A 23080-nucleotide genomic window follows, 5' to 3' on the forward strand; every position below is an offset into this window, starting at 1 on the left:
TAGATATTTGGAGGAATCTACAGTATCAAAGGGCAAAAGTTCTAGTAAAATGGATAGTAAAATTGATATGTGCGGAAAATTTTAGAAAAGGTGTGAAATGGAAATGTGTGGAAGCAGGGAAGCCTTGCTGCAGAAAGCAGAGATATACCGCGAGTTGTCTGAGTATTATTCGGGGGTCCTGCGCTCGGGCAAGGCAGCAGCACAGCATATTGGTGCGCTGCTGCCGGGTCGGGTCGTTGTGCCGCAAATCGATGTCGATAGTGCCTATGATTACAATCGGCTCTTCCTTGGGCCGTGCACGCTTTTGGCACCACCGTTTGAGGCGTTTTATCATAAGGTCAATCCGCAGCTGATTGAATCGGAAAATCTGCTGGTGCGCAGTGCTTGTGTGGAGGCTGGCATGGCGTCCGCGGAGGAAGATGATGCCTTGGACGGCCATATCTTTTATTCCCTTGCCTTTGTGAGCAAGCTTTTGGAGACCTTGGCTGGTCTGCCATCGCTTCAGACCAAGGAGGCCGATGGCCTCTATTGCACCTATCAATGGTTTTTGAAAGAACACATTCTCGCCTGGCTTTATGACCATCTTCGCGATGTGCGCCGCTACAGTGTATCGGCTTTTTGCAAAGATGTTGCCGCGGCGATGAACACCTTCCTGCTGTCGGAGCAGGAGTTGATTGCCCTCGATGCTTGTGAAGCGTAATCCCTGCTTCACGAGCTTTCCCCTATATTGACGTTCCCTTTTTTATAACGTAAAATAAGACGCAAGGAGCAGGCTGTCTGCTCCTTGCGTCTTATTTTTTCGGCTTGGAAAGATATAATGTTTCGCGGCGGTCTGCAAGAACATCCATGGATTCTTTTATCTGGGTGCGGATGGCTGGTCGCAGATTTCCCTGCAGGATACATTCCTCCTCGCCGGCTTCGGTGAGGATTTCCCCCCAGGGGTCAATGATGGCCGAGTGTCCGGCTAGCGGGGTGTCATGAGGGCCGAGTCCCGCTTCGTTGCAGGCCGCGATGAAAATTTGGTTTTCGATGGCGCGGGCGCGAATCAGCGTCTGCCAGTGGAACAGTCGGGTCTGTGGCCAGGCGGCTGGCAGGAAGAGTACATTGATGCCGGCTAAGGTAAGCTGGCGGGTGAATTCGGGGAAACGGATATCATAGCAGACGGCAATGCCGCATTTTACCCCATCGAGGGTAACCGTCACGAGACTGTTTCCCGGTTCGAAATCCTCGGCTTCGCCACTGGGGGTGAAGAGGTGGGCTTTATGGTAGGTCGCGGCCAGCTGGCCGTTGCGGTCAAAGACATAGCAGGTATTGAAGACCTGTTTGCCGATGGCGTTGGCTACGGTACCCCCGACGATATTGACCTGATAATGATTGGAAAGTTTGGCTAGGGTGTCGCGCATCTGCCTGCCGTCGGGATCGGCGTAGTCTCGGATTGGCTGCGGATAAAAGCCTACCGGCCAGAGCTCCGGCAGCAGCAGGACATCGGGGCGGCTCTTCATGGCGTCTTCTGCCATGCGATAGAGGTTTGCGATATTCTTTTGGGGCTCGCCGAATGCGACTGCCATCTGTAGGATGGCAACTTTCATAGTAAATCACCTCATGAGGGGAGAAGATAAAATGGAAAAACAACAGTACAGCCTGGGCGATATCGTTCGCATGAAGAAGCCGCATCCCTGCGGCAGCAGTGAGTGGGAAATCCTGCGCGTCGGCATGGATTTCCGTCTGAAATGCCAAGGGTGCGGTCATTTGGTGATGCTCCCCCGGCCAAAATTCGAAAAAATGGTGCGTGCCATTGTGAAACACGCAGATTTGGAAAACTAAGAATAATTATACCATATCCGGGGCGGCGTGAAATAGCCGTTCGGGAGATAAAAAATGCCCATTGGTTAACACGTGAGGGCCTTAACCGGTCGTTTGCGAAGCCGATGGGCGTTTTTTTACGAGTGGGGCAATGAAACAGGATTGATACTTGTAAATTTGTAATGGTTATGCTATCATGGGATACATGTTCGCAATTAAAGGACATTGGCGGAGGAAACAAGGAAACTCCGGCAGAAGGTATCCGCTGATTGCGAACAGGCACGTTTTTTCTATATATTTTGGGGAGGAGTCTTGATTATGAAAAAGACGCTTGTATCCGCACTGACGACGGCACTCGTAGTTGGCGCTGCCAGCACGACGTTTGCAGCAGCAAGCCCGTTCTCGGATGTACCGGCAGAGCATTGGGCATACGATGCAGTAGCACAGCTGGCACAGGATGGAATTGTCAATGGTTATGATGGCACTCATTTCAGAGGGGACCGCCAGGTTACCCGCTATGAGATGGCTCAGATGGTGGCCAAGGCAATGGCTAAGAGCCAGAATGTAACGGTTTCCGGCAATGATAAAGCCCTCTTGGACAAATTGGCCGCTGAGTTTGCCGATGAGCTCAACAACCTCGGCGTTCGCGTAGCCAACCTTGAGAAAAATGCTGACAAGGTAAAATGGACGGGCGAGGCTCGTTACCGTTACTGGAGCTATCGCGATGAAAATGCTGCTGGCAAAAAGAGCAAGGACAACATCGACCATGTTTCCTTCCGTCTGTTCCCGACGGCTGAAATCAACGATAACTGGTCCGTCAAAGCTCGTCTGACCAGCAACTTCCTCATGAATAAGGACAACACGGGCACGACGGAACTGTCCTATATCTTTGCGGAAGGCAACTACGGCAGCCTGAACGTCAAAGCAGGTAAGATGCCGTTCTACTCCACCAACGATGATGGCCTCGTAATGGATGACTTCTTCTCCGGTGTACAGGCTACGGTTGGCAGCAAAGTAAAACTCACGGCTGAGGCTGGCCGCTGGAATATCAACGATCGGGCAAATGTTGCCGTAACAAAGGAGGCCAACAAGGCTGTTCCGGCTGTGAAAGATGTCGCCAGCTATCAGGGTGTTCAGCTGAGTGCTGAACAGGGCAAACTGAGTGGCGGCCTTGGCTATCGCCATTTCAGCAGCGAAGTATTCAAGACGGCTTCGGGCTACAAAGCTGATAAGGACGATGCCGACATCCTGTCCGCAGGCGCTCGTTATACGTTTGACAAGAATTGGGCAGTAGCTGGTGCTTATGCTGAGAACACGGATGCAAAATCCTACAAGAAATCCGGCAGCGCTGAGATCGACTACAAGGGTGCCAATAAAGCCAACAAAGGTTCCTTTGGTGCATCGGTTGCCTACCGTCATCTGGGCAGCAACGCTTCGCTGATGCCGACTTTCGATACGGCGCATGCAAATGTTGGTACGGGTCATGATACGCTGAACGAAAAAGGCTGGGATTTCTCCGCAAGCTATGTTCCGATGAAGAACACCTTGACGACGCTGGGTTACTTCAACGGCAAACAGTTCGCCAACCATAACGACAAAGCAGAGACGCTTTACGCTCGCGTAAGCTTCTTCTTCTAATAGAAGAAAACGGTGGTAAAATAAGCCTCTTGACTGGTTCAAACCGGTCAAGGGGCTTATTTAATCGAAATATAATTCTAGGATATTATAGAAGGAAAGGTGGTCTTTTCAGGGGGAAAGAAACCGATTTCAAGCTTGATATAACAGGCTTTCAGCTTGTTTTCAGATGTTAAAAGAGGCTGAGAGGTAAGTTATCAGACAGTTAAAAAATGTTTGCAATTGCTCGTGCTGCGTGCTAATATGGAATCAATCGAGATAGAATGATAAGGAAGACGCTGAGGAAACATGGAAACTCATGGGAATTCCTTACCAAACACTTCTCGAGACAGATGTTTTTGTTTTATTGAAAAGGGAGGAATTTCTCATGAAAAAGACTCTTGTAACTGCACTGACGACGGCACTCGTAGTTGGTGCTGCCAGCACGACGTTCGCTGCTCAGAACCCGTTCCAGGATGTACCGGCTGAACACTGGGCTTATGATGCTGTAGCACAGCTGGCTAACGATGGTATCATCGAGGGTTATGGTGATAGCACGTTCAAAGGCGACAACAGAATTACGCGTTATGAGATGGCTCAGATGGTTGCACGTGCACTGGCAAAACAGAATGTCACGGGCAACGACAAGGCCCTGCTGGACAAACTGGCAGCTGAGTTCGGCGACGAGCTCAACAACCTGGGTGTTCGCGTAAGCAACCTCGAGAAAAATGCCGACAAAGTAAAATGGAACGGCGAAGCTCGTTACACCTATACGAGCAAACGTACGGAAGCTGTAGATGGTAAAAAGACCAAAGTCAATGATGATGAGCTTCTGCTCCGTCTCGAGCCGAGCGCTGAAATCAACAGCAACTGGCATGTAAAAGCTCGTATTGATGCTTCTACAGATTTGGCTCTCGATTCGGACACGAAGGCTGCTGGCCCGGAGCATGGTTCTTCGCAGAACGCTAATGCAAAACTCAAACGCATTTGGGCACAGGGCGACTACAAGAACTTCCAGGTTAAACTCGGTAAGTTCGGTGTTGCTACGAACTATGATAATTCCATGATGCTCAACGACCAGGCTTCTGGTGCTGCTGTAACGGTTGGCAACAAACTCAAAGCAACGGTATTCGCTGGCCGCATTGATTTGGCTGGTGATTCTACGCTGGATTCGGCTGGTTTGGCAGCAAACTGGCGCGATGACCAGGCTGCTAACCTCCAGAGTGTTGCGCTGTCCTACAAGACTGGCAGCCTCGCTGGTACGGCCGCTTACTACCATGCAACGGCTGATGGCTTCAAGACGGCTAACTATGCTAAGAGCGGCACGGAAGGAAACTTCGGTGCTTGGGAACTCGCTGGTTCCTATAAGTTCGGCAAAGATGTAGCCCTCGGTGGCGCTTACATCAAGAATGAGAAAGCTGACTACTACAACAAGGCTGGCATGGTACAGCTCGACTATAAAGGCGCTCAGAAAGCCAACAAAGGCACTTGGGGTGCTTATGTAGCTTATCGTCATATCGGCAAATACGCTGTTATCGATGCCAACACGGATGATGCACAGCTCAACTCCAAGGGCTGGGCAGTCGGCGGCAACTACACGCTGTTCAAGAACACGGTTGCTAACGTGAAATACTTCAACGGTGAAGACCTGAACACGAAGAAAGACGTTTCCAAGCTCTTCGGCCGCGTTGAGTTCTTCTTCTAATCGATTTTGTTTCGATTGGTCAGACCTTCCTCATTTTGAGGAAGGTCTTTTTCTTATTCTTATAGTTGACTTAGAAAACTATCTAATCAAAACATAAGGAAAGAATAATCGTTCATTAATTGTAATTGACTTTGTCAAGTAATATAATTAAATCATCCCAAGGGACAGGGACGCGAAAGAGCGCTGAGGAAACATGGACACTCATGATGCTCCGCCGACCCGGACCGGAAGGATGACAACATTTTTTACTTTTCGTTTTTACGAAATGGAGGAGATTATCATGAAAAAAACTATTGTATCTGCACTGACTACGGCACTGGTTGTAGGTGCTGCTTCCACTACATTTGCTGCTACGAACCCGTTCCAGGATGTACCGTCTGACCACTGGGCATACGATGCGGTAGCTCAGCTGGCTAACGATGGTGTCATCGAAGGCTATGGCGATGGCAACTTCAAAGGTGACAAACAGATTACCCGCTATGAGATGGCTCAGATGGTTGCTAAAGCCATGGCAAAACAGAATGTCAGCGGCAACGACAAAGCCCTGCTGGACAAACTGTCCGCTGAGTTTGCTGATGAGCTCAACAACCTGGGCGTTCGCGTAAGCAACCTCGAGAAGAATGCCGACAAAGTAAAATGGAACGGCGAGGCTCGTTATACCTATACGAGCCAGCGTGAAGAAAACGCTGCCGGCTCCAAAGACCGTGATAACGACAATGAGCTGTTGTTCCGCCTCGAGCCGAGCGCTGAAGTCAACAACAACTGGCATGTAAATGCTCGTCTCGATGCCAAGACGGATCTCAAGAGCGACAGCGAGAAAAAAGCTGGCGACAGCGATGTAAGCCTCAAACGCATTTGGGCTGATGGTCAGTATGGCAACACCAACATCAAACTTGGTAAACTGCCGATGCAGCTCGACAAAGACCTGCTCTTCGATGATGAGATTTCCGGTGCATCCCTTAGCACGGGCAAAGACCTCAAACTCACGCTGCAGGCAGGCCGCTATGATCTGACGGGCAGCACGAACAACGCTGCGGTAAAAGCTGCTGGTAAAGATGCTGATGGCAACGATATCAACGATACGGCTAGCATGCAGAGCGTTGGCCTGCAGTATGGCAAGGACAAACTGTCCCTCGGTGCTGCTTACCACAACCTCGAGAGCGACAACTTCAAGAACATGGCAAACTACCGCAATGGCGAGGCCAGCGATAAGGCTCAGATCTGGTCGGCTAATGCCCGCTATGCCTTTGATAAGAATGTAGCCCTCGCTGGTACTTATGCCGAAAACGCTAAGGCTGACAACTACAAGAAAGCTGGTTCCGTAGAGCTCGACTATAAAGGGGCACAGGATGCCAACAAGGGTACCTGGGGTGCATACGCTGCTTACCGTCACCTCGGCCAGAACGTAGCCTTTGACCCGTCTTATGATGGTGCATGGGCTGGCACGAAAGGCTGGGAAGTAGGCACGAACTACACGCTCGCTAAGAACACGGTAGCAACGCTCAAATACTTCAACGGCGAGAAAATCGACAGCGGCAAAGATGCCGAGAAACTCTTCGGCCGCGTTGAGTTCAAATTCTAAAAAAATATTAGCGAATTATTGATTCGAATCGAAAGCCTTCCCTTTCGGGGGAAGGCTTTTTCGTGTAATTGTTTAGAAAAACATGAAAAAATGCGAAAAATCGCGAAAAAATTATGTGGAACCGTTGTCAAAAAACGCCATTTATGATATTATAAGAATCGTCCGAGGGAAAGGTACCAGGGGTACGAGGAAACAAGGATACTCGTGGGGAAACGAACCTGGTATACTGATCTTAGGGACGAGGGGTTATATATTCTATATTTAGGGGGAGTTTCACTATGAAAAAGACTCTGGTATCCGCATTGACGACGGCACTCGTAGTTGGTGCTGCCAGCACGACGTTCGCTGCTCAGAATCCGTTTGTGGATGTACCGGCTGATCATTGGGCTTATGATGCCGTAGCTCAGCTGGCTAAAGACGGTGTGGTAACGGGTTATGGCGATGGCACCTACAAAGGTGACAAGCAGATCACGCGTTATGAGATGGCTGTAATGGTTGCCCGCGCTATGGCTAACAACAATGGCGTAGCAGTTTCTGGCAACGACAAAGCCCTGCTGGACAAACTGGCTGCTGAGTTCGGTGATGAGCTCAACAACCTGGGTGTTCGCGTAGCTAATCTCGAGAAAAATGCCGATAAAGTTGCATGGCATGGTACGGCGGAGTATACGTTCCAGCATTATATGACGGATGGTCAGGCTATCGATGGAAAAGACAGCCGCAACAACGTGCTGTTCCGTCTCGAGCCGAGCGCTGAAGTCAACAATCATTGGCATGTAAAGGCTCGTCTCGATGCTGATACGGATCTGGATACGGATAAAGCAAATGATGCTGACCATGATAAAGTATCACTCAAACGTGTTTGGGCTGAGGGTAACTACGGCAGCATGACTTACAAATTCGGTAAATTTGCCGCTCCGGATGATGATACGATTACCGATACGCCGTTCTCTGGTGTTGAGGTTGGCTACAACCCGGCTGGTGATGGTGTAAACTTCATTGCTGGTGCCGGCCGTGTCAACAGCCCGGCAGCATTGAATCATGAAGCTGCTCTGAATGCGGCTACTGGTGAATATAATAACTGGAGCGATGATGTAATTGATTCGGCCGCTAACTATCAGTATGTTGGCCTTGGACTCGACAAGGGGAAACTCACGGGTGCAGTTCGTTGGCATCATCTGAATGCAGCTGGTTTCAATAAGGACGGTGTGAAGAACGCTTATTCCAACTCCAAGACGGATGAGGCTAACATCATTCTCGCGAAAGGTGCTTACCGCTTCAGCAAGAATGTAGCTTTCAAAGGCTTCTATGCACAGAACCATGATGCCGATTACTTCAACAAAGCTGGCAGTGCAGAGCTCGATTATAAGGGTGCACAGGCTGAGAACAAAGGCTCTTATGGTGCATGGGTAGCATATCGTCACCTCGGCCGCAATGCTTTCGTTGCCAGCCCGTGGGATGTTATCAACATCGATAACCATGGTCAGAAAGGCTTCGAAGTTGGCGGTAACTACGCTATGTTCAAGAACACGATTCTGACGCTCCGCTATGGTAAAGGCAAAGACCTCCAGACGGATAAAGACGTTCAGAACCTCTTCGGCCGTGTAAACTTCCTGTTCTAATCGAACCGGTGAAGTTACGACTAAGTTAAAACCGATATAAATCGGGCGGATAGAATTTCTTTTGCGAAGAAACAAAAGAAATTCTATCCGTTTTTTAATTACTTAAAGGAACTTTAATGATTATTTGAGAACTATTATCGAGAAATTGCTTGCTTTTGCAAAATATTTATGATAATATTAAGGCTGTTCTGAGGGATAATTAAGAAAATTGTTGAGGAAACATGGACACTCACAAGAAGTTCTAATCTTTCCTCGGAATATTAAGGGTATATTATTATTTATGAGGAGGGGTTCTTTTATGAAAAAGACTCTTGTATCCGCACTGACGACGGCTCTCGTTGTTGGCGCAGCTAGCACGACGTTTGCAGCAGCAAACCCGTTTTCCGATGTTCCGGCAGACCACTGGGCATATGATGCAGTAGCACAGCTGGCTCAGGATGGCGTTATCACGGGTTATGGCGATGGCACGTACAAAGGCCAGAAACAGATCACTCGTTACGAGATGGCTGTAATGGTTGCCCGCGCTATGGCTAAGAGCCAGAACGTAACGGTTTCCGGCAACGACAAAGCTCTGCTGGACAAACTGGCTGCTGAGTTCGGCGACGAGCTCAACAACCTCGGCGTTCGCGTTGCTAACCTCGAGAAAAATGCTGATAAAGTAAAATGGAACGGCACGGCTGAGTATACGGCTAAGCGTCACATCGAAGAGAAAAGCGTAGACAAAGATGAAACGACTAACACGCTGTTGTTCCGCCTCGAGCCGAGCGCTGAGGTCAACAACAACTGGCATGTAAATGCACGCCTCGATGCTACGGCTGATCTCCGCGCGGATACGGGTGACAACGTTACCCTGAAACGTATCTGGGCACAGGGCGACTACACGAACTTCTCCACGAAGCTCGGTAAATTCGCTCCGATCGATGATGACAGCATCTTCGATACGACGTTCTCCGGTGCTGAGGTTTCCTTCGGCAAAGCTCTGAAACTGACGGCTGGTGCTGGCCGCATTGCAAGTGCTAAAGATGTTAAATCTGCAAAATATGATACGGCTAACTATCAGTATGCTGGTCTCGGCTATGACTTTGGCAAACTGTCCCTCGGTGCTGACTACCATCACCTGAACAGTGCTACGGTTAAAGCTGATTATGGTGAGGAAGCTACGTATGCTAAAAATGCTACGGACGAAGCTAACATCTGGATGGCAAAGGGCGCTTACAAGTTCGACAAGAACTGGGCTGTAAACGGCTACTACGCTGAGAACCATGATGCTGATGCTTATCAGAAGGCTGCTGCTGCTGAGCTCGACTACAAAGGCGCTGAGCAGGAGAACAAAGGTACTTGGGGTGCTTGGGTAGCTTACCGTCACCTTGGCAACAACGTTGACCTGTTCAACACCTACGATGCTATCGATGCTGGCCAGAAAGGCTGGGAAATCGGCGGCAACTACACGCTCTTCAAGAACGTTGTAGCACAGGCTCGTTATGGCCGCAACAAAGATCTCGGCGATGACCACAAAGCTCAGAACGTCTTCGGTCGCGTAAACTTCTTCTTCTAATCCTTGCGATTACAAGCAGTTTACTGACAGTAAAAGCCTCCGCAATGCGGAGGCTTTTTTGTGTTATAAGTTGGAAATATATGATAAAATAAAAATGCTACCCATCCCCAAACTGGTAACAGTTGGGAGGTGATACATTTGATGTCTTCTTCTTTTTGGCGGGTAGTTGCAGCGAGTATAGTGGCCTACTATCTTGCTAAATGGCTAGACGTTTTGCTTGCATTCCTTATGGGTAACTAGCCTCAGTCTGGTGTCGCTGAATAAGGACACAAGAAAAGCCCCAGAGGGCCTAATCTCTGGGGCTTTTCGTTTTGTTTGTGATACATTCGGCATCTTCTTCTTTAGCCTAAGTTTATTATACTACGATTTTTTTATGTGAACAAGTATTTTTGTGGCAGTCCAGCCGAGCAGGAAGCCGGTTAGGAGGCCGCAGGGGCCGAGGATGGGCAGGTAGCAGAACAGCTGGGGGCCGCCGATAGTGAGGCTGGCGGCTAGCAATTGGCCGATGTGGTGGCAGAAACCGCCGGCACTGCTGATACCTAAAAGCGTAAAGCGGCCACTTTTCTTGAGCAGAACCATGGCGGCAAAGCTCAGGACTCCGCCGGACAGGCTGTAGAGCAGGATGGCTGGGCCGCCGCCGAACAGCGAGGACAGCACGATGCGCAAAAACAGCATAAGGGCGGCATCCTGCCAGCGGGGCAGGGTGTAGAGGGCCACTAAAGTTATGAGGTTGGCCAGCCCCAGCTTGGCTCCCGGCGCCAGAAATGGCAGGGGGATAAGTCCTTCAAGCAGGAACAACGCCAGGGATTGACCAGTAAGCAGCGCCAGGTAGACAAGTTTTTTGGTTGGATTCATAAGACCTCCTGATTAGCGCATGGGAATGAGGTCTGCCTCGGGCTGTTCGCCCTTTACTTCGATAAGCAGTTTATGGGGCAGGCAGGCGATGATGTCACCGGGCTTTTGGGCGGGGCCTTGCAGGATACAGAGCCTATCGGGGCAGTCGGCCTCGTTCACGGCGATGGTGTCATCTTCGACTACGATGGTGTTGCTATGCCCGTCGTGGCTGATGACAAAGGTATCGCGGCCGGTGTGACCGGATAGGGGGATGCGGCGGCTTAGTTTTCCGTCGATGGTGATATCGGCATAGACCCGGGCCTGTTTTTGACTGGTCAAAAACAGCAATGGCATAAGCGATATAAATAATAATAGGATTATGAGCAGGATATCCGCTCTATTTAGCATTTTCTTCATATTTTCTATTATAGACTTTCCCAAGTTAGTTTGCTATACTTTACAATTGTATAATGTTATCGATAAAGGAGCGCGAGCAGTATGCCGAATCGTCCAGCCTGGGCCGAGGTAGATTTAGGGAAGCTATCCCAGAATTATGAAGAAATCAAGAAACAGTTGAAACCTGGTGTGAAGCTCTGTGCCGTGGTCAAGGCAGATGCCTATGGTCATGGTGCGGTGCCGGTGGCTCAGGTGGCGGTTCAGGCTGGCGCGTCTTATCTGGCGGTGGCAACGCTTTCCGAGGGTATTGAGCTGCGCCAGGCAGGCTTTACGACGCCGATTCTGCTGTTGGGCCTCGTGATGCCGGAGGATGCTAAGGAAGTCGTGGATTACGACATCACCCAGGTGGTCTGTGAGCTGGAATTGGCCAAGGCGCTGTCGGCAGAGGCTTGCCGTCAGCACAAGACCGTCAAGGTTCACTTGAAGGTGGATACGGGCATGGGCCGCATCGGCGTGCGTCCAGAGGAAATTGGGATATTGGCGGCTAAGATGGCAAAGCTGCCGGGGCTGGAAATCGAGGGCATGTTCTCCCATTTTGCCATGGCAGATTGCAAGGACAAGGCCTATACGAAGATGCAGCTCGATAAGTTCCGTCAGGCAATTGCCGAAGTGGAAAAACAGGGCGTGAAGCTTGCCATCCGTCATATTGCCGAGTCGGCAGCTATCCTGGAGATTCCCAAGGCGCATTTTGATATGGTTCGTGCCGGTGTTATCCAATATGGTCTTTGGCCGTCGAAGGAAGTCACGCATCCGATTGAATTGCAGCCACTGATGAAATTACAGGCAAAAGTCGTTTGGCTGAAAACCCTGCACAAGGGGGAGAGCATCGGCTATGGGCGTGCCTTTGTCGCAGAGCGCGAGTGCCGCATTGCAACGCTGCCGATTGGTTATGCTGACGGCTATATCCGCGCCTACAGCCCGCAGGCGTATGTCGAGATTCATGGACAGCGGGCGAAACTTGCCGGCCGCGTCTGCATGGACCAGGTCATGGTGGATGTGACCGATATCCCCGAGGTGAAAATCGGCGATGTGGCGACGCTGTTTGGCAGTGAGACGCTTACGATTGACGATGCAGCCGCTTGGCTCGGGACGATAAATTATGAGGTGCCCTGCCTGATTTCCCCGCGGGTGCCGCGCGTATATGTGAAATAAAAAAGCCGCTGACTCATGGAGTCAGCGGTATTTTTATTGGCGCAGTTATTCGGCAACCTGTCGTTTCCAATACTCCAGATCCGGAGCGTTGAGGGGCAGGTCGATGGTCTGGCCGTTGTCGTAGTAGAAGCGGAAGCGGACGCTGTCGGCCTTGCGGATGGCAGGCAGGCTGGCTCGCGGCAGTTCTACGAACAGTTTGTTTTCGTTCTGATAGGGATGGTCTTTGCTCGTACCAGCCGATTCCTGTTTGACGGCGGCCTTCATTTCCCAGGCATCGCCGTCGGTGTAGAGGATGGCCTCTGGTTTGAGTTTTGAGCTGTCATAGCGCCAATCCCAGATGGTCAGTACGGCGCCTTCCAAGGAGCCCGTTTCGGTGCGGGAGCTTTGGAAATCGATGCGGCAGTAGGAGGAGAGGCTGTCGGCACTGCGGTGGTCAAGGCTCCAGACAAAGGAGAGACCAAAGACGCCGAGCAGCATCAGGCCGATGCCGCCGAAGAATAGAAGCTTTTTCAGCGAAAAAAACATAATAAATGGCTACCCTTTCGGAAAAGATTACTCGATGATTTCATCAAAGGCTTTATGCAGGGCGGCCTGCTGTTCCTTGTTGATGGTGATTTTGCCGTGCAATAGGCTGATGAGACCTGCTTCCTTGAGCTTCGTGACGCCGCGGTTGACGGTTTTGACGCTGGTGCCGATGTCGTCGGCAATCTGCTGACGGCTCGTGTGCAGGATGAACATATCCGTTTCGATGGTTCCCAGACGTTTTATGAGATAGCTGTGGAGGCGTTCGAGGCTGGGCAGGAATTTGACGCGGCCGGCCTCGTTGGAGGTCGGATACATCTTGGCAGCTAACAGCTGGGCGACAGCGAGGGCAAATTCGTTGTCGGTGCGCATCCACAGCAGGAAGGTTTCGGCGCTCATGGCCAGCACTTCGCAGGTGGTGACGGCCTCGTTGGAAGCGGCATAGGCTTCCTGTCCGGCCAGGACTTCGAGGTCGCCGATTAAATCGGGGACTTCGAGGGAAGCGAAGGTATAGCGCTGGCCGCTGGCAAATTCGTTGCTGACGCGGGTGCTGCCACGGGTCAAAAGATAGACGTGGTCGGCGCGTTCGCCTTTGCGGACAACCGATTCACCCGGCAGAAAAACCTTATGAGTCGTCTGGCGTTTGATGCCTTCTGGCATATGGTCAAGCATATATTCAAGCTTCATAGCAAGTTCCTTTCTATACATTGTTATCTTCACTATTATATAATATTTTTGGCATTAGGCAAATACTGACCAATTCGGCGCCAAGAATATTCAGAATAATGATAAATGAAAATTTTTAGGACATTAAAGACAAATGTCCTTTTTTATTGTTTTCCGAATGTGTAAACTAGGTAATGGAATCAAGTGATACAAAACAGGAAGGAGAACGCGCCCCATGAAAAAATTATTTGACGGCGCATTACAGCAGCGGAAGAGTCTGCAGCGCGAAGTGATTGCGGGCATCACAGCCTTCTTTGCGATTTCCTATATTATTATCGTCAATCCGATGATACTGGCCGATGCAGGGATTCCTGCGGAGCTTTCGGTCTTTGCGACGATTTTTTCGTCGGTTATCGGTTGTTTGCTCATGGCATTCTGGTCGAATGCACCGATTGTGCTGACCCCGGGCATGGGCATCAACGCGTTCTTTACCTATACGATTTGCGTCAATATGGGGCTTCATTGGCATGAGGCGATTGCCATCTCCCTCATATCGGGACTTATCTTTGTGTTTGTGGCTTGTACTAAGTGGTGTACGCGTCTCAGTCAGGCGGTACCGGGGTCGCTGAAATCGGCGATTACGGCTGGCATCGGTCTGTATCTGGTGGAGATCGGTCTGGAAAAGGCCCAGCTCATCCAGCGGGGAGCGAATTCCATGGTGGAGCTTGGCAGCCTGACGAATCCCGTGGCGCTGTTGGCGCTGTTCGGACTCGTGCTGAGTTTGCTGCTTTATTTCCGCAAGGTTATGGGCGGCTTCTTTATTGCCATTCTTGTGACGAGTGTGGTGGGCTACTTCGTGGGAATCCGCGATGCGGCACCGATGGATTTGAATTTTGCAAATCTCGCTCTCTACCCTCAGCTTTTGTTGAAGGCAGATTTCAGTAATATGACGAGCATACCGTTTTTACTGTCGGTATTCTCGATGTCCATGATCATGATTTTTGAGACCATGGGCCTGCTGGAAGGAATTCTTCCGGACCAGCGTAAATTCAAAAAAACCTTCGAGGGATCGGCGTTTACGACGATGTTCTCGGGGTTGTTGGGTACCAGTCCGACGGTAGCCGCTGCGGAAAGCGCAGCCGGCATCGCCAGCGGCGGCCGCACGGGTCTTATGGCTCTCACGGCAGCTGTACTGTTTGCCCTATCTCTTTTCTTTATCCCTCTTCTTTCATTTGTGCCCCAGGCTGCGATTGCACCGGTTATTATCATTACGGGTGCGATGATGATGCAGCAGCTCCAGTATGTGGAATTCAACGATTTCTCGGAATGGTTCCCCGCCTTTCTGGTTGTCGTGCTGATTCCTTGGTCCGGTAGTATTTCTACTGGTCTCGCCTTTGGGTTTACGGCATATCCCCTGCTGAAACTCATGAATGGGCGACGGCAGGAAGTTCACGTACTGGGGTACGGGCTTGGCTTTCTTTTCCTCTTGAACCTTGTTTTCCAGGCAGGGTTCTAATAAAGAATTTACATAAAGCTTTTGATAAAAGGCTTCGGATGATTCCCTACAAAGTCATCCGAAGCCTTTTGTCATGCATTTTTTGCTCGCGGCGATGTAAAATTAGTCGCCGGTGGAAAACGGTAAGAGGAAGTTTTACCTATGGCAAAACTGGCACATTGGCGGTATAATGGTAGTAGCTATACACTAAAGTTTCGTGCAAAGAAGGCGATATTGTGGATGAAAAACCAGTGATGCTGATTGTTGATGATGTAGAAATCAACCGGGTTGTGCTGGCCCAGTTTTTTCAGGATGAATACACCATCATTGAGGCAGTAAATGGGCAGGAAGCCCTGAAGGTTATCGAGAGCCAATCCGTGAGCATTGTACTGGTTGATCTGGTCATGCCGGTCATGGATGGCTTTGAAGTGTTGTCGTATATTAAACATCATGACCAGTATGCACAGATCCCTGTTATAGTCATGACGGCCCGCAGCGATGGATCCAGCGAGGCACGGGCCATGGAAATGGGGGCTGCCGATTATATCGTGAAACCGTACAATCCTACGATTGTGCGCTGTCGTGTCAAGAATGTCATGGCGCGCCAGGAGAACGAATGGCGCAAAGTGGAACAGGTGGCTAAGGATCAGCAGCTGGCGCTTATGCATGGCTATATCGAGAAAGATTCGCTGACTGGAATCTACAACCGGGAAACCTTCTACCGCAAGGCGGCGGCTTTGATGCAGGCCAATCGCGGTGTTTCGTATAATATCGTGTATCTCGATATCAGCAGCTTTAAGGCAATCAATGATATGTTCCGCATCGATACGGGAAATCTGGTCCTCAAAACGGCGGCGGTGTATTTCCAGGTAGTGGCTGGGGATACGGGAATCTGCGGCCGCATCGAAGCAGATCATTTTGCCCTTTGCCTGCCGGCTTCCCAGGTGGATATGGATGGCATCATGGAAGGTCTCGACCGCACGATTGCCTCACTGGGAATCAGCCATAATATCGTTTTTCATGCGGGGGTATATCCGGTGGATAATGCCTTCCTGCCTATTGATCAGATGTGTGGTCGGGCTTATATGGCACTTAGCCGCATCAAAGACGATTATAAGGCACGGTATGCTTATTACGACCAAGGTATGCGGGATCTGATGATTGAGGAGCAGATGATTGTCCGCGATATGGAGTTTGCGCTGGTGGGGCGTCAGTTCTGCATCTATCTGCAGCCGGTTTACAATATCAAAACCAACGAAATCGTTTCGGTGGAGGCCTTGGCGCGCTGGAATCATCCGCATAACGGCTTGATTTCGCCGTCGCGGTTTATCCCGGTGTTTGAGCGCAGCGGCTTTATCGGCCGGTTGGACCGGTTCATCTGGGAGGAGGCCTGCCGGTTCCTGCAGTTGCAACGGGAGCGCGGCGGCAAGGTGGTGCCGGTATCGGTCAATGTGTCCCGGCTGGATTTCTACAACTTAGGGTTGTTGGATTTCCTGCAGGGGTTGCTGAAAAAATACGAATTGGAGCCTTGGATGCTCAAGCTTGAGGTAACAGAAAGTGCCTATACGGACAATCCACAGCAGATGATTGAAATGGTCGGAAAGCTGCGGGCAAGTGGGTTCGTGGTTATCATGGACGATTTTGGTCAGGGGTATTCCTCGCTGAATCTGTTGAAGGATCTTACCGTCGATGCGCTGAAAATCGATATGTCGCTGCTGCAGGAAGTCGAGCGTTCCGAGCGGGCAGGGGTCATCATGGAAACGGTGGTGGCCATGGCCAAGAAGCTGGATATGGATATCATTGTGGAAGGCGTCGAGACGAAAGACCAGGTGGAATATCTCGCTGGTATCGGCTGCGAGACGATACAGGGATATTATTTCTCGCGGCCGCTTCCTGAGGCTGATTTTTTGGTGCGGATGCTTCGTGAGCAGGCGGCAGAATAAAGGAGAATTTTTTTGAATCACAATATCGGAGCTTTTATCTTTGATATGGATGGTGTCATCATCGACAGTGAACCCATCCATTCCCGCGTTAAGATGGATACGTTTCGTCATTTCGGACTTCCCTTTGACGAGGCAGACCTCATTCATTATATGGGCCGCACCAGTGGCGAAATGTTCCAAGAGGTCATCGATAGCGCTGGGCGCAGGGACCTTACGCCAGAGGAACTGACGGACTACAAGCATAAGCACTATCTGGAAGTGCTCAAAAGCGGCGAAATCGAGCCGGTCAAGGGCACGGTGGAACTCATAAAGGAGCTTTATGCGGCAGGGATTCCGATTGCCCTGGCAACTTCATCGTGGCCAGTGGTGGTGGATGCCGTGCTGGATGGATTTGGCATTCGGCCGTATTTTAGGTCCGTGCTGTCCGGCAGTGAGCTGCCCGCCAGCAAACCGGACCCGGCAATCTACCAGATAACGGCCCAGCGCCTAGGCGTAAGTCCGGCGGACTGCGTCGTGCTGGAGGATACGCGAAATGGCATCCTGGCGGCCAAAGGAGCCGGCATGTACTGCATCGCCTATCGCAACCCGAATTCGGGAAAGCAGGATTTAAGCCTTGCCGACCGCATTGTGGAAGATATCGCTGAAATAAAACTTGATACGTTATAACTCGGAATCTACCTCGTTGAAACGCCAAGAGGAAGTTTTGCGTGTAGCAAAACTAGAACACCGACGTTAAAATAAAAAACTGTCATTATGAGTATGCTTTAACTCGTAATGACAGTTTTTGCTTTATAAAATGATAGGATTTGAGTTCGTATATTGCTGCGACGATGGATTACACGATAGCGAAGCTTTCGATGGCGCCATACTGGATGAATGGCGTGGCATCGGTGGGGTCGCCTTCTAGGATTGCCTGACGAACAATTTCCACGTTGTCCTCGGCGATGTGGATGCGGCCTTCGGCTTGTTCTTCCTCTACCTTGGTCAGCAGTGCTTTACGGGCGACTTTGAGATCACGGTAGATTTCCTGATTGTAGAACACATTCATGGATTTCTGGCTTTTATCTTCATCGCAGTTGAAGAAGATAAAGGCTTTTTTCTCTTTCATATAGAATCCCCCTTTTCAGCCAAATACTTTCGTAAAGTTTTTGGATATGCTTGGATATGCTGACATTATATCACAATTTTTGCCGAATGATAACTCGGAAGGTTAAGGGTGTGTAAAATTGTATAATAAGATGAAACAAGACCATACAAAGGGTTTGACAAATAAAAATGAATAGAGTAAAGTAACAATTGTACAGAATTGTTTATAATTGTTTGAAATAAACAGCAATTCAAAAACTGAAGTCCTGGAGGGATATGTCATGGCTATGATCAAAAAAGAAGCATTCGGCAAACTCAGTGATGGACGGGCAGTGGAGCTTTATACGCTGCGCAATACGAAGGGCACCGAAGCCAAGATAACGACGTATGGGGCACGGCTGGTGAGCTGGCGCGTCATGGGACCGCAGGCGAAATTCGTTGATGTGGTGCTAGGCTATGCCGATGCGGCGGCCTATGAGAAGGACGATACCAGCATGGGCGGCATTGTTGGGCGTCATGCCAACCGCATTGCCGGCGGCAAGGTCGTTTTGAATGGCAAGGAGTACCAGCTCGATCTCAATACGGGTTCCAAGATGCAGAATCATATCCATGGAGGCTTTCAAGGGTTTCATGACCAGCTGTGGACGGCGGAAGAAGTCTATGAGGGCGTCAAGCTGACCTATCATGCCAAGGATGGCGAGGGCGGCTACCCTGGCAATATGACGGTGTCGGTGCTTTATTCCCTGTCGAACGACAACGAGCTTTCTATTAGCTATGAAGCAACCTGTGATCAGGACACGATTTGCAATTTGACGAATCATACCTATTTTAATCTCGATGGTTTTGAATCGCCGTTGATTTTGGACCAGAAGATACAGCTTTTTGCCGACACCTATACCTGGGCTGATGAAGAATCCCTGCCGGATGGGCGCATCCTGGAGGTAGCGGGAACGCCGATGGACCTGCGCCAGCCTACCCGCATTGGGGAACATATCGATGATGATTTTGACGAACTCCAGATGGGTAAGGGATATGACCACAATTGGATTATCCGCGACGAGAAGCCGGTGGTCGAGATGAAGCCGGGAATGTTCGGCTATGATCCGCATTGCCCGCTGGATTATCTGAAGGGCGGCCTCAAGAAAGCGGCTTATGCCGAGTCGGATAAGACCGGTCTCACGTTGACGTGCTATACGACTCAGCCAGGGGTTCAGTTCTATACGGGCAATTTCCTTTGCGGCGGCATCAAGGGGAAAAATGGCGTGGAGTTCCCCCGTCGCTCGGGGTTCTGCCTGGAGACGCAGTTCTATCCCAACTCGCCGGCCAATCCTTCATTCCCCCAGCCAGTCCTCAAGAAGGGGGAGACTTTTAAGGCGCAGACCGTATATGTCCTTTGGCCGAAAGATTAAGGGGTGGCGAAGATGCAAGGAAGATACACGATGACGTTTCCTGATTATACCATCGGGGTGGAAGCGTATGAAAAAATCCGTGAGGTGTGCCCACGCTATGGCAAGACCGTGGTCGTAATCGGCGGCCGCAAGGGCATCGAGGCGGCGCAGGAGAAAATGACTAAGGCCGTAGAAGGTGTTGGCCTGGAATTTACGGGCTTTTTGCTGGCGGGGAAGGAATCCTCCTATGAGAATGTGGAGAAAATCTGCAATGACCAGGCTTTTATCGATGCGGATATGATTTTTGCCGTGGGTGGCGGCAAGGCCATTGATACGGCCAAGCAGGCGGCGCATACGCAGCACAAGCCTTTCTTTACGTTCCCCACGGTGGCCGGGAGCTGTGCGGCGGCGGATAGCATCGCCACCATCTACAACGAAGATGGAACCTTCCGGGAGTATGCCTATTCCAATGAGCCGCCGGTTCATGTGTTCCTCTGCACCAGAATGCTGGCGCAGGCACCGGTGGAGTTTTTGCTGCGGGGCATCAGCGACACGATGGCCAAATACTATGAGGCACAGATTGCCTCCCGCGGCAAGACACTGGGGCATCGGGATGGCATGGGAATCGCCCTTTCCCGAATGTGCTTGGACCCGCTCTATGCCTATGGAGAACAAGCGGTGGCTGACAATAAGGCCCATAAAGCTACGGCGGCCTTTGAGGAAGTGGTGCTCTCTATTGTCATGACCAGTGGCATGGTGTCAAATTTTGCGGCACCAGAATATAACGGTCATATAGCCCACACGTTGTTTACGGAACTTACGAATATTTCGGCAGGCGAGAATGGCTGCGAAAAGCACAGCGGTCTGGCTGCTTATGGTATTTTGCTGTTGCTGTTGTGTGATGGCCAGCAGGAGGAGTTTTCGCGTTTTTATGAATTCTGCAGGAAAATCGGACTGCCGACCAGCCGCCAGGATATCTGTGCCAGTGAGGAGGATATCCGCCGGGTGTTCAAGGCGACCGAGGCCAAGCAGGAAGTAGGCATTATGCCGTATAAAATCACCCAGGATATGTTGCACGTTGCCGCAGACAAACTGGAACAGATGAGAACGGAATAAGGAGAACCAGCTTTAGGGGGTAAGACTATGAATATCCATGAGTATCAAAGCAAAGCAATCCTCAAATCCTATGGGGTTAACGTACCTAATGGAATGCCGGCATTCAGCGTGGAGGAGGCAGTGGAAAATGCCAAACAGCTGAGTACTCCGGTGGTGGTAGTCAAGGCGCAGATTCATGCTGGCGGCCGTGGCAAGGCTGGTGGCGTGAAGATTGCCAAAAACCTCGAAGAGGTCAAACAGTACGCCGGGGAAATCCTCGGGAAAACGCTGGTAACGAAACAGACGGGCCCTGAGGGCAAGAAGGTAAACCGCCTGCTTATCGAGGAAGGTTCGAACATCAAGAAGGAATACTACCTCTCCTTTGTCATTGATCGCCAGACGGCGCGTGTTGTCATGATGGGCTCGGAAGAGGGCGGCATGGAAATCGAGAAGGTGGCGGCGGAGATGCCAGATAAGATTTTCAAGGAGTACATTGACCCCGCGGTGGGGCTGATGCCGTTCCAGGCCAGCCGCATGGCTTATGCGATGCACTTCCCCCAGCCGGCAATCCGCAAGGTGACAAAACTTATGGGCTGTCTCTATCAGGCTTTTGTCGGCAAAGATTGCAGTCTGGCGGAAATCAATCCGCTGGTGGTGACTGCTGATGATGATGTCGTCGCGCTCGATGCCAAGCTCAATTTTGATGACAGTGCGCTTTTCCGTCATCCCGATGTGGAGGCCCTGCGGGATGAGAGCGAGGAAGATGCCAAGGAGCGCCGGGCGGCAGAAGCGGGCCTCAACTATGTCAACCTGGGCGGCGATGTGGCCTGCATGGTAAACGGTGCCGGGCTGGCCATGGCTACGGTGGATATCATCAAATATTATGGCGGGGAGCCAGCGAATTTCCTCGATGTCGGCGGTGACAGCACGCCGGAAAAGATTGCCGAGGCTTTTAATATCATGCTCGACGGCGGACAGGCCAAGGGAATTTTCGTCAATATCTTTGGCGGCATCAACAAGTGCGACCTCGTAGCTGAGGGCATTGTGGAAGCGGCGAAGATTATCTCGCCGGATGGCAAGAGCCTGCCAGTGCCGGTAGTCGTTCGCTTGGAAGGAACGAATGTCGAGCGTGGCCGCGAAATCCTGAAGAACACGCCGATTAAAAATGTCATCATGGCGCCTACTATGGAGGGTGGCGCTGAGGAGATTGTCAGATTGGTAAAAGAAGCGGAGGCGTGAATCATGGGCGTTTTGGTCAATAAAGATACGAAGGTAATCGTTCAGGGAATTACGGGCAAGGCCGCAGCGTTCCATACGAAACAGATGCTGGATTACGGGACGAAGATTGTCGCCGGGGTCACGCCGGGCAAGGCGGGTCAGCAGGTTGAGGGCGTTCCGGTGTTCAATACGGTCAAAGAGGCAGTGGCGGCAACTGGGGCAACGGCATCGGTTATCTATGTGCCGGCACGGTTTGCGGCCGATTCTATCATGGAGGCCGTTGACGCCGGGCTGGAGCTGGCGGTCTGCATAACGGAGCATATTCCCGTGCAGGATATGGTGAAGGTTCGCCGCTATATGGAAGGCAAAAAGACGCGCCTTATCGGCCCTAACTGCCCGGGAATCCTTACGGCGGACGAGGCAAAGCTGGGAATTATCCCTGGTTATATCTATAAAAAAGGCCATGTAGGGGTTATTTCCCGTTCGGGAACGCTTACCTATGAGGCATCGTTCCAGCTTACGGCTGCTGGAATCGGGCAGACTACGGCTATCGGTATTGGCGGCGACCCGGTAAAGGGAACGGACTTTATCGATGCCCTGAAGCTCTTTAAGGATGATCCGGACACCAAAGCTGTTCTTATGATTGGCGAAATCGGCGGCACGGCAGAGGAGGATGCCGCGAAGTGGATTCAGGAAAATATGCCGGATAAACCGGTGGCGGCGTTTATTTCAGGGCGTCAGGCGCCTCCGGGCAAACGCATGGGGCATGCGGGCGCAATCATCAGTGGCGGCAAAGGAACCGCTGCCGATAAAATCAAGGCGCTCAATGCCGTTGGCATCGAGGTGGCTGATACGGTGGCCCACATCGGGGAAACCGTGGTAGCGACGTTGAAAAAAGCGGGCATTTATGAGGAATGCCATACGTGCTGAAAGAATAGTTAGTGGGGAATAGAAGCCTCCATAAGTTAGAGGGATTTCTCTAACTTATGGAGGCTTCTACGAATTTATCCACATATTTTTTACAAATTACAGTTTGTAGGTTTGTGAGTTCGGATTCGAAACAAATCGCCGGCGGCGGGGGCCCCAGTACCAACGCTCCACCGGTGACAACCCGCTACAAGAAATTTTTGCCTTTTAATTAAGAGTTGGAAAACAGTTAAACGCGCTTCGTTTGGACGAAACTGCTTTTCCAACGAGAACGCAGGCAAAAATTTCTTGCTTCACGCGGAACGTCAAGGCTACGCTTATGGTACTGGGGCCCCCGCCGCCTCGGTTAGAGTCGGTACGAATTGCTACGCCCTCGGAGGGGGGAGCCCCGCGAAACTTGCCACAGACTCAGCCGCCGCT

21 protein-coding genes are annotated in these 23080 nt (G+C 50.9%); 15 read left to right on the top strand and 6 right to left on the bottom strand.

Annotated elements, in window-relative coordinates; all coding sequences use genetic code 11:
* The first annotated feature begins 103 nt into the window (after positions 1 to 103).
* Complete coding sequence (locus BLQ36_RS10775) at positions 104 to 700, top strand: molecular chaperone TorD family protein (RefSeq protein WP_180364873.1); 597 nt, start codon at positions 104 to 106, stop codon at positions 698 to 700.
* 91 nt (positions 701 to 791) lie between these two features.
* On the opposite strand, the gene BLQ36_RS10780 is transcribed toward BLQ36_RS10775, so the two are convergent.
* Positions 792 to 1589, bottom strand: coding sequence for a carbon-nitrogen family hydrolase (locus BLQ36_RS10780; protein ID WP_033170642.1), 798 nt, complete (start codon positions 1587 to 1589; stop codon positions 792 to 794).
* 31 nt (positions 1590 to 1620) lie between these two features.
* On the opposite strand from BLQ36_RS10780, the gene BLQ36_RS10785 reads away from it, so the two are divergent.
* From BLQ36_RS10785 to BLQ36_RS10810, 6 genes are all read left to right on the top strand, one after another.
* On the top strand, positions 1621 to 1824 hold the full coding sequence (locus BLQ36_RS10785) for a DUF951 domain-containing protein (protein WP_033170641.1): 204 nt from the start codon (positions 1621 to 1623) through the stop codon (positions 1822 to 1824).
* Between the two features lie 297 nt (positions 1825 to 2121).
* Positions 2122 to 3441 (top strand): S-layer homology domain-containing protein, encoded by a 1320-nt coding sequence (locus BLQ36_RS10790; protein WP_074515596.1) that lies wholly within the window; start codon positions 2122 to 2124, stop codon positions 3439 to 3441.
* A gap of 364 nt (positions 3442 to 3805) precedes the next feature.
* Entirely contained in the window at positions 3806 to 5122 is a 1317-nt protein-coding gene (locus tag BLQ36_RS10795; protein WP_074515597.1) for an S-layer homology domain-containing protein, read from the top strand.
* Between the two features lie 280 nt (positions 5123 to 5402).
* Entirely contained in the window at positions 5403 to 6704 is a 1302-nt protein-coding gene (locus BLQ36_RS10800; protein ID WP_074515598.1) for a porin, read from the top strand.
* 278 nt (positions 6705 to 6982) lie between these two features.
* Complete coding sequence (locus BLQ36_RS10805; protein WP_074515599.1) at positions 6983 to 8323, top strand: S-layer homology domain-containing protein; 1341 nt, start codon at positions 6983 to 6985, stop codon at positions 8321 to 8323.
* Positions 8324 to 8621: 298 nt separating this feature from the next.
* Positions 8622 to 9878: a putative porin gene (locus BLQ36_RS10810; RefSeq protein ID WP_074515600.1), complete on the top strand. Its 1257-nt coding sequence runs from the start codon at positions 8622 to 8624 to the stop codon at positions 9876 to 9878.
* 360 nt (positions 9879 to 10238) lie between these two features.
* Here the strand turns inward: BLQ36_RS10810 and BLQ36_RS10815 are convergent, their stop codons facing one another.
* Together BLQ36_RS10815 and BLQ36_RS10820 are read right to left on the bottom strand one after the other, a co-directional pair.
* Positions 10239 to 10733: a Gx transporter family protein gene (locus BLQ36_RS10815; protein ID WP_074515601.1), complete on the bottom strand. Its 495-nt coding sequence runs from the start codon at positions 10731 to 10733 to the stop codon at positions 10239 to 10241.
* A 12-nt stretch (positions 10734 to 10745) separates the two neighbouring features.
* A complete protein-coding gene (locus BLQ36_RS10820; protein ID WP_074515615.1) occupies positions 10746 to 11120 on the bottom strand; it encodes a NusG domain II-containing protein in 375 nt (124 codons plus the stop codon).
* Between the two features lie 90 nt (positions 11121 to 11210).
* On the opposite strand from BLQ36_RS10820, the gene alr reads away from it, so the two are divergent.
* The gene (gene alr / locus BLQ36_RS10825) at positions 11211 to 12320 is read left to right on the top strand and encodes an alanine racemase (protein WP_074515602.1); all 1110 of its coding nucleotides are present in this window, start codon (positions 11211 to 11213) and stop codon (positions 12318 to 12320) included.
* Positions 12321 to 12365: 45 nt separating this feature from the next.
* Here the strand turns inward: alr and BLQ36_RS10830 are convergent, their stop codons facing one another.
* Positions 12366 to 12845: a hypothetical protein gene (locus BLQ36_RS10830; protein WP_074515603.1), complete on the bottom strand. Its 480-nt coding sequence runs from the start codon at positions 12843 to 12845 to the stop codon at positions 12366 to 12368.
* A 27-nt stretch (positions 12846 to 12872) separates the two neighbouring features.
* The gene (locus tag BLQ36_RS10835; protein ID WP_033170628.1) at positions 12873 to 13529 is read right to left on the bottom strand and encodes a Crp/Fnr family transcriptional regulator; all 657 of its coding nucleotides are present in this window, start codon (positions 13527 to 13529) and stop codon (positions 12873 to 12875) included.
* A gap of 214 nt (positions 13530 to 13743) precedes the next feature.
* Here BLQ36_RS10835 and BLQ36_RS10840 point away from each other — a divergent pair, with 214 nt between their 5' ends.
* The 3 genes from BLQ36_RS10840 (at position 13744) to BLQ36_RS10850 (ending at position 17612) form a co-directional block, all read left to right on the top strand.
* On the top strand, positions 13744 to 15024 hold the full coding sequence (locus tag BLQ36_RS10840) for an NCS2 family permease (protein WP_033170627.1): 1281 nt from the start codon (positions 13744 to 13746) through the stop codon (positions 15022 to 15024).
* A 215-nt stretch (positions 15025 to 15239) separates the two neighbouring features.
* On the top strand, positions 15240 to 16946 hold the full coding sequence (locus BLQ36_RS10845) for an EAL domain-containing response regulator (RefSeq protein ID WP_074515604.1): 1707 nt from the start codon (positions 15240 to 15242) through the stop codon (positions 16944 to 16946).
* Positions 16947 to 16958: 12 nt separating this feature from the next.
* Positions 16959 to 17612 carry an HAD family hydrolase gene (locus BLQ36_RS10850; RefSeq protein ID WP_255327121.1) on the top strand — a complete coding sequence of 218 codons (654 nt, stop codon included), beginning with the start codon at positions 16959 to 16961 and terminating at the stop codon, positions 17610 to 17612.
* A gap of 169 nt (positions 17613 to 17781) precedes the next feature.
* Here BLQ36_RS10850 and BLQ36_RS10855 read toward each other — a convergent pair whose 3' ends face one another.
* Entirely contained in the window at positions 17782 to 18054 is a 273-nt protein-coding gene (locus BLQ36_RS10855; RefSeq protein WP_074515605.1) for a hypothetical protein, read from the bottom strand.
* Positions 18055 to 18313: 259 nt separating this feature from the next.
* On the opposite strand from BLQ36_RS10855, the gene BLQ36_RS10860 reads away from it, so the two are divergent.
* The 4 genes from BLQ36_RS10860 to sucD are packed head-to-tail and all read left to right on the top strand — an operon-like array spanning position 18314 to position 22663.
* Complete coding sequence (locus BLQ36_RS10860; protein WP_074515606.1) at positions 18314 to 19441, top strand: aldose epimerase family protein; 1128 nt, start codon at positions 18314 to 18316, stop codon at positions 19439 to 19441.
* Positions 19442 to 19471: 30 nt separating this feature from the next.
* Positions 19472 to 20536: an iron-containing alcohol dehydrogenase family protein gene (locus BLQ36_RS10865; RefSeq protein ID WP_231473883.1), complete on the top strand. Its 1065-nt coding sequence runs from the start codon at positions 19472 to 19474 to the stop codon at positions 20534 to 20536.
* Between the two features lie 27 nt (positions 20537 to 20563).
* On the top strand, positions 20564 to 21754 hold the full coding sequence (gene sucC / locus BLQ36_RS10870) for an ADP-forming succinate--CoA ligase subunit beta (protein ID WP_074515607.1): 1191 nt from the start codon (positions 20564 to 20566) through the stop codon (positions 21752 to 21754).
* A gap of 3 nt (positions 21755 to 21757) precedes the next feature.
* Positions 21758 to 22663, top strand: coding sequence for a succinate--CoA ligase subunit alpha (gene sucD, locus BLQ36_RS10875; protein WP_074515608.1), 906 nt, complete (start codon positions 21758 to 21760; stop codon positions 22661 to 22663).
* Positions 22664 to 23080: the final 417 nt, after the last annotated feature.

The sequence above is a fragment of the Selenomonas sp. WCT3 genome (assembly GCA_900100835.1).
In the GTDB taxonomy this organism is placed as follows: domain Bacteria; phylum Bacillota; class Negativicutes; order Selenomonadales; family Selenomonadaceae; genus Selenomonas_A; species Selenomonas_A ruminantium_E.

Bases quoted from the DNA above. Each gene is read 5' to 3' on its own strand.
- BLQ36_RS10855 (WP_074515605.1), bottom strand. From the start codon at position 18,054: ATGAAAGAGAAAAAAGCCTTTATCTTCTTCAACTGCGATGAAGATAAA.
- BLQ36_RS10865 (WP_231473883.1), top strand. From the start codon at position 19,472: ATGACGTTTCCTGATTATACCATCGGGGTGGAAGCGTATGAAAAAATC.
- BLQ36_RS10810 (WP_074515600.1), top strand. From the start codon at position 8,622: ATGAAAAAGACTCTTGTATCCGCACTGACGACGGCTCTCGTTGTTGGC.
- BLQ36_RS10835 (WP_033170628.1), bottom strand. From the start codon at position 13,529: ATGAAGCTTGAATATATGCTTGACCATATGCCAGAAGGCATCAAACGC.
- sucD (WP_074515608.1), top strand. From the start codon at position 21,758: ATGGGCGTTTTGGTCAATAAAGATACGAAGGTAATCGTTCAGGGAATT.
- BLQ36_RS10820 (WP_074515615.1), bottom strand. From the start codon at position 11,120: ATGCTAAATAGAGCGGATATCCTGCTCATAATCCTATTATTATTTATA.
- BLQ36_RS10790 (WP_074515596.1), top strand. From the start codon at position 2,122: ATGAAAAAGACGCTTGTATCCGCACTGACGACGGCACTCGTAGTTGGC.
- BLQ36_RS10800 (WP_074515598.1), top strand. From the start codon at position 5,403: ATGAAAAAAACTATTGTATCTGCACTGACTACGGCACTGGTTGTAGGT.
- BLQ36_RS10840 (WP_033170627.1), top strand. From the start codon at position 13,744: ATGAAAAAATTATTTGACGGCGCATTACAGCAGCGGAAGAGTCTGCAG.
- sucC (WP_074515607.1), top strand. From the start codon at position 20,564: ATGAATATCCATGAGTATCAAAGCAAAGCAATCCTCAAATCCTATGGG.
- BLQ36_RS10795 (WP_074515597.1), top strand. From the start codon at position 3,806: ATGAAAAAGACTCTTGTAACTGCACTGACGACGGCACTCGTAGTTGGT.
- alr (WP_074515602.1), top strand. From the start codon at position 11,211: ATGCCGAATCGTCCAGCCTGGGCCGAGGTAGATTTAGGGAAGCTATCC.
- BLQ36_RS10775 (WP_180364873.1), top strand. From the start codon at position 104: ATGTGTGGAAGCAGGGAAGCCTTGCTGCAGAAAGCAGAGATATACCGC.
- BLQ36_RS10805 (WP_074515599.1), top strand. From the start codon at position 6,983: ATGAAAAAGACTCTGGTATCCGCATTGACGACGGCACTCGTAGTTGGT.
- BLQ36_RS10785 (WP_033170641.1), top strand. From the start codon at position 1,621: ATGGAAAAACAACAGTACAGCCTGGGCGATATCGTTCGCATGAAGAAG.
- BLQ36_RS10815 (WP_074515601.1), bottom strand. From the start codon at position 10,733: ATGAATCCAACCAAAAAACTTGTCTACCTGGCGCTGCTTACTGGTCAA.
- BLQ36_RS10860 (WP_074515606.1), top strand. From the start codon at position 18,314: ATGGCTATGATCAAAAAAGAAGCATTCGGCAAACTCAGTGATGGACGG.
- BLQ36_RS10830 (WP_074515603.1), bottom strand. From the start codon at position 12,845: ATGTTTTTTTCGCTGAAAAAGCTTCTATTCTTCGGCGGCATCGGCCTG.
- BLQ36_RS10780 (WP_033170642.1), bottom strand. From the start codon at position 1,589: ATGAAAGTTGCCATCCTACAGATGGCAGTCGCATTCGGCGAGCCCCAA.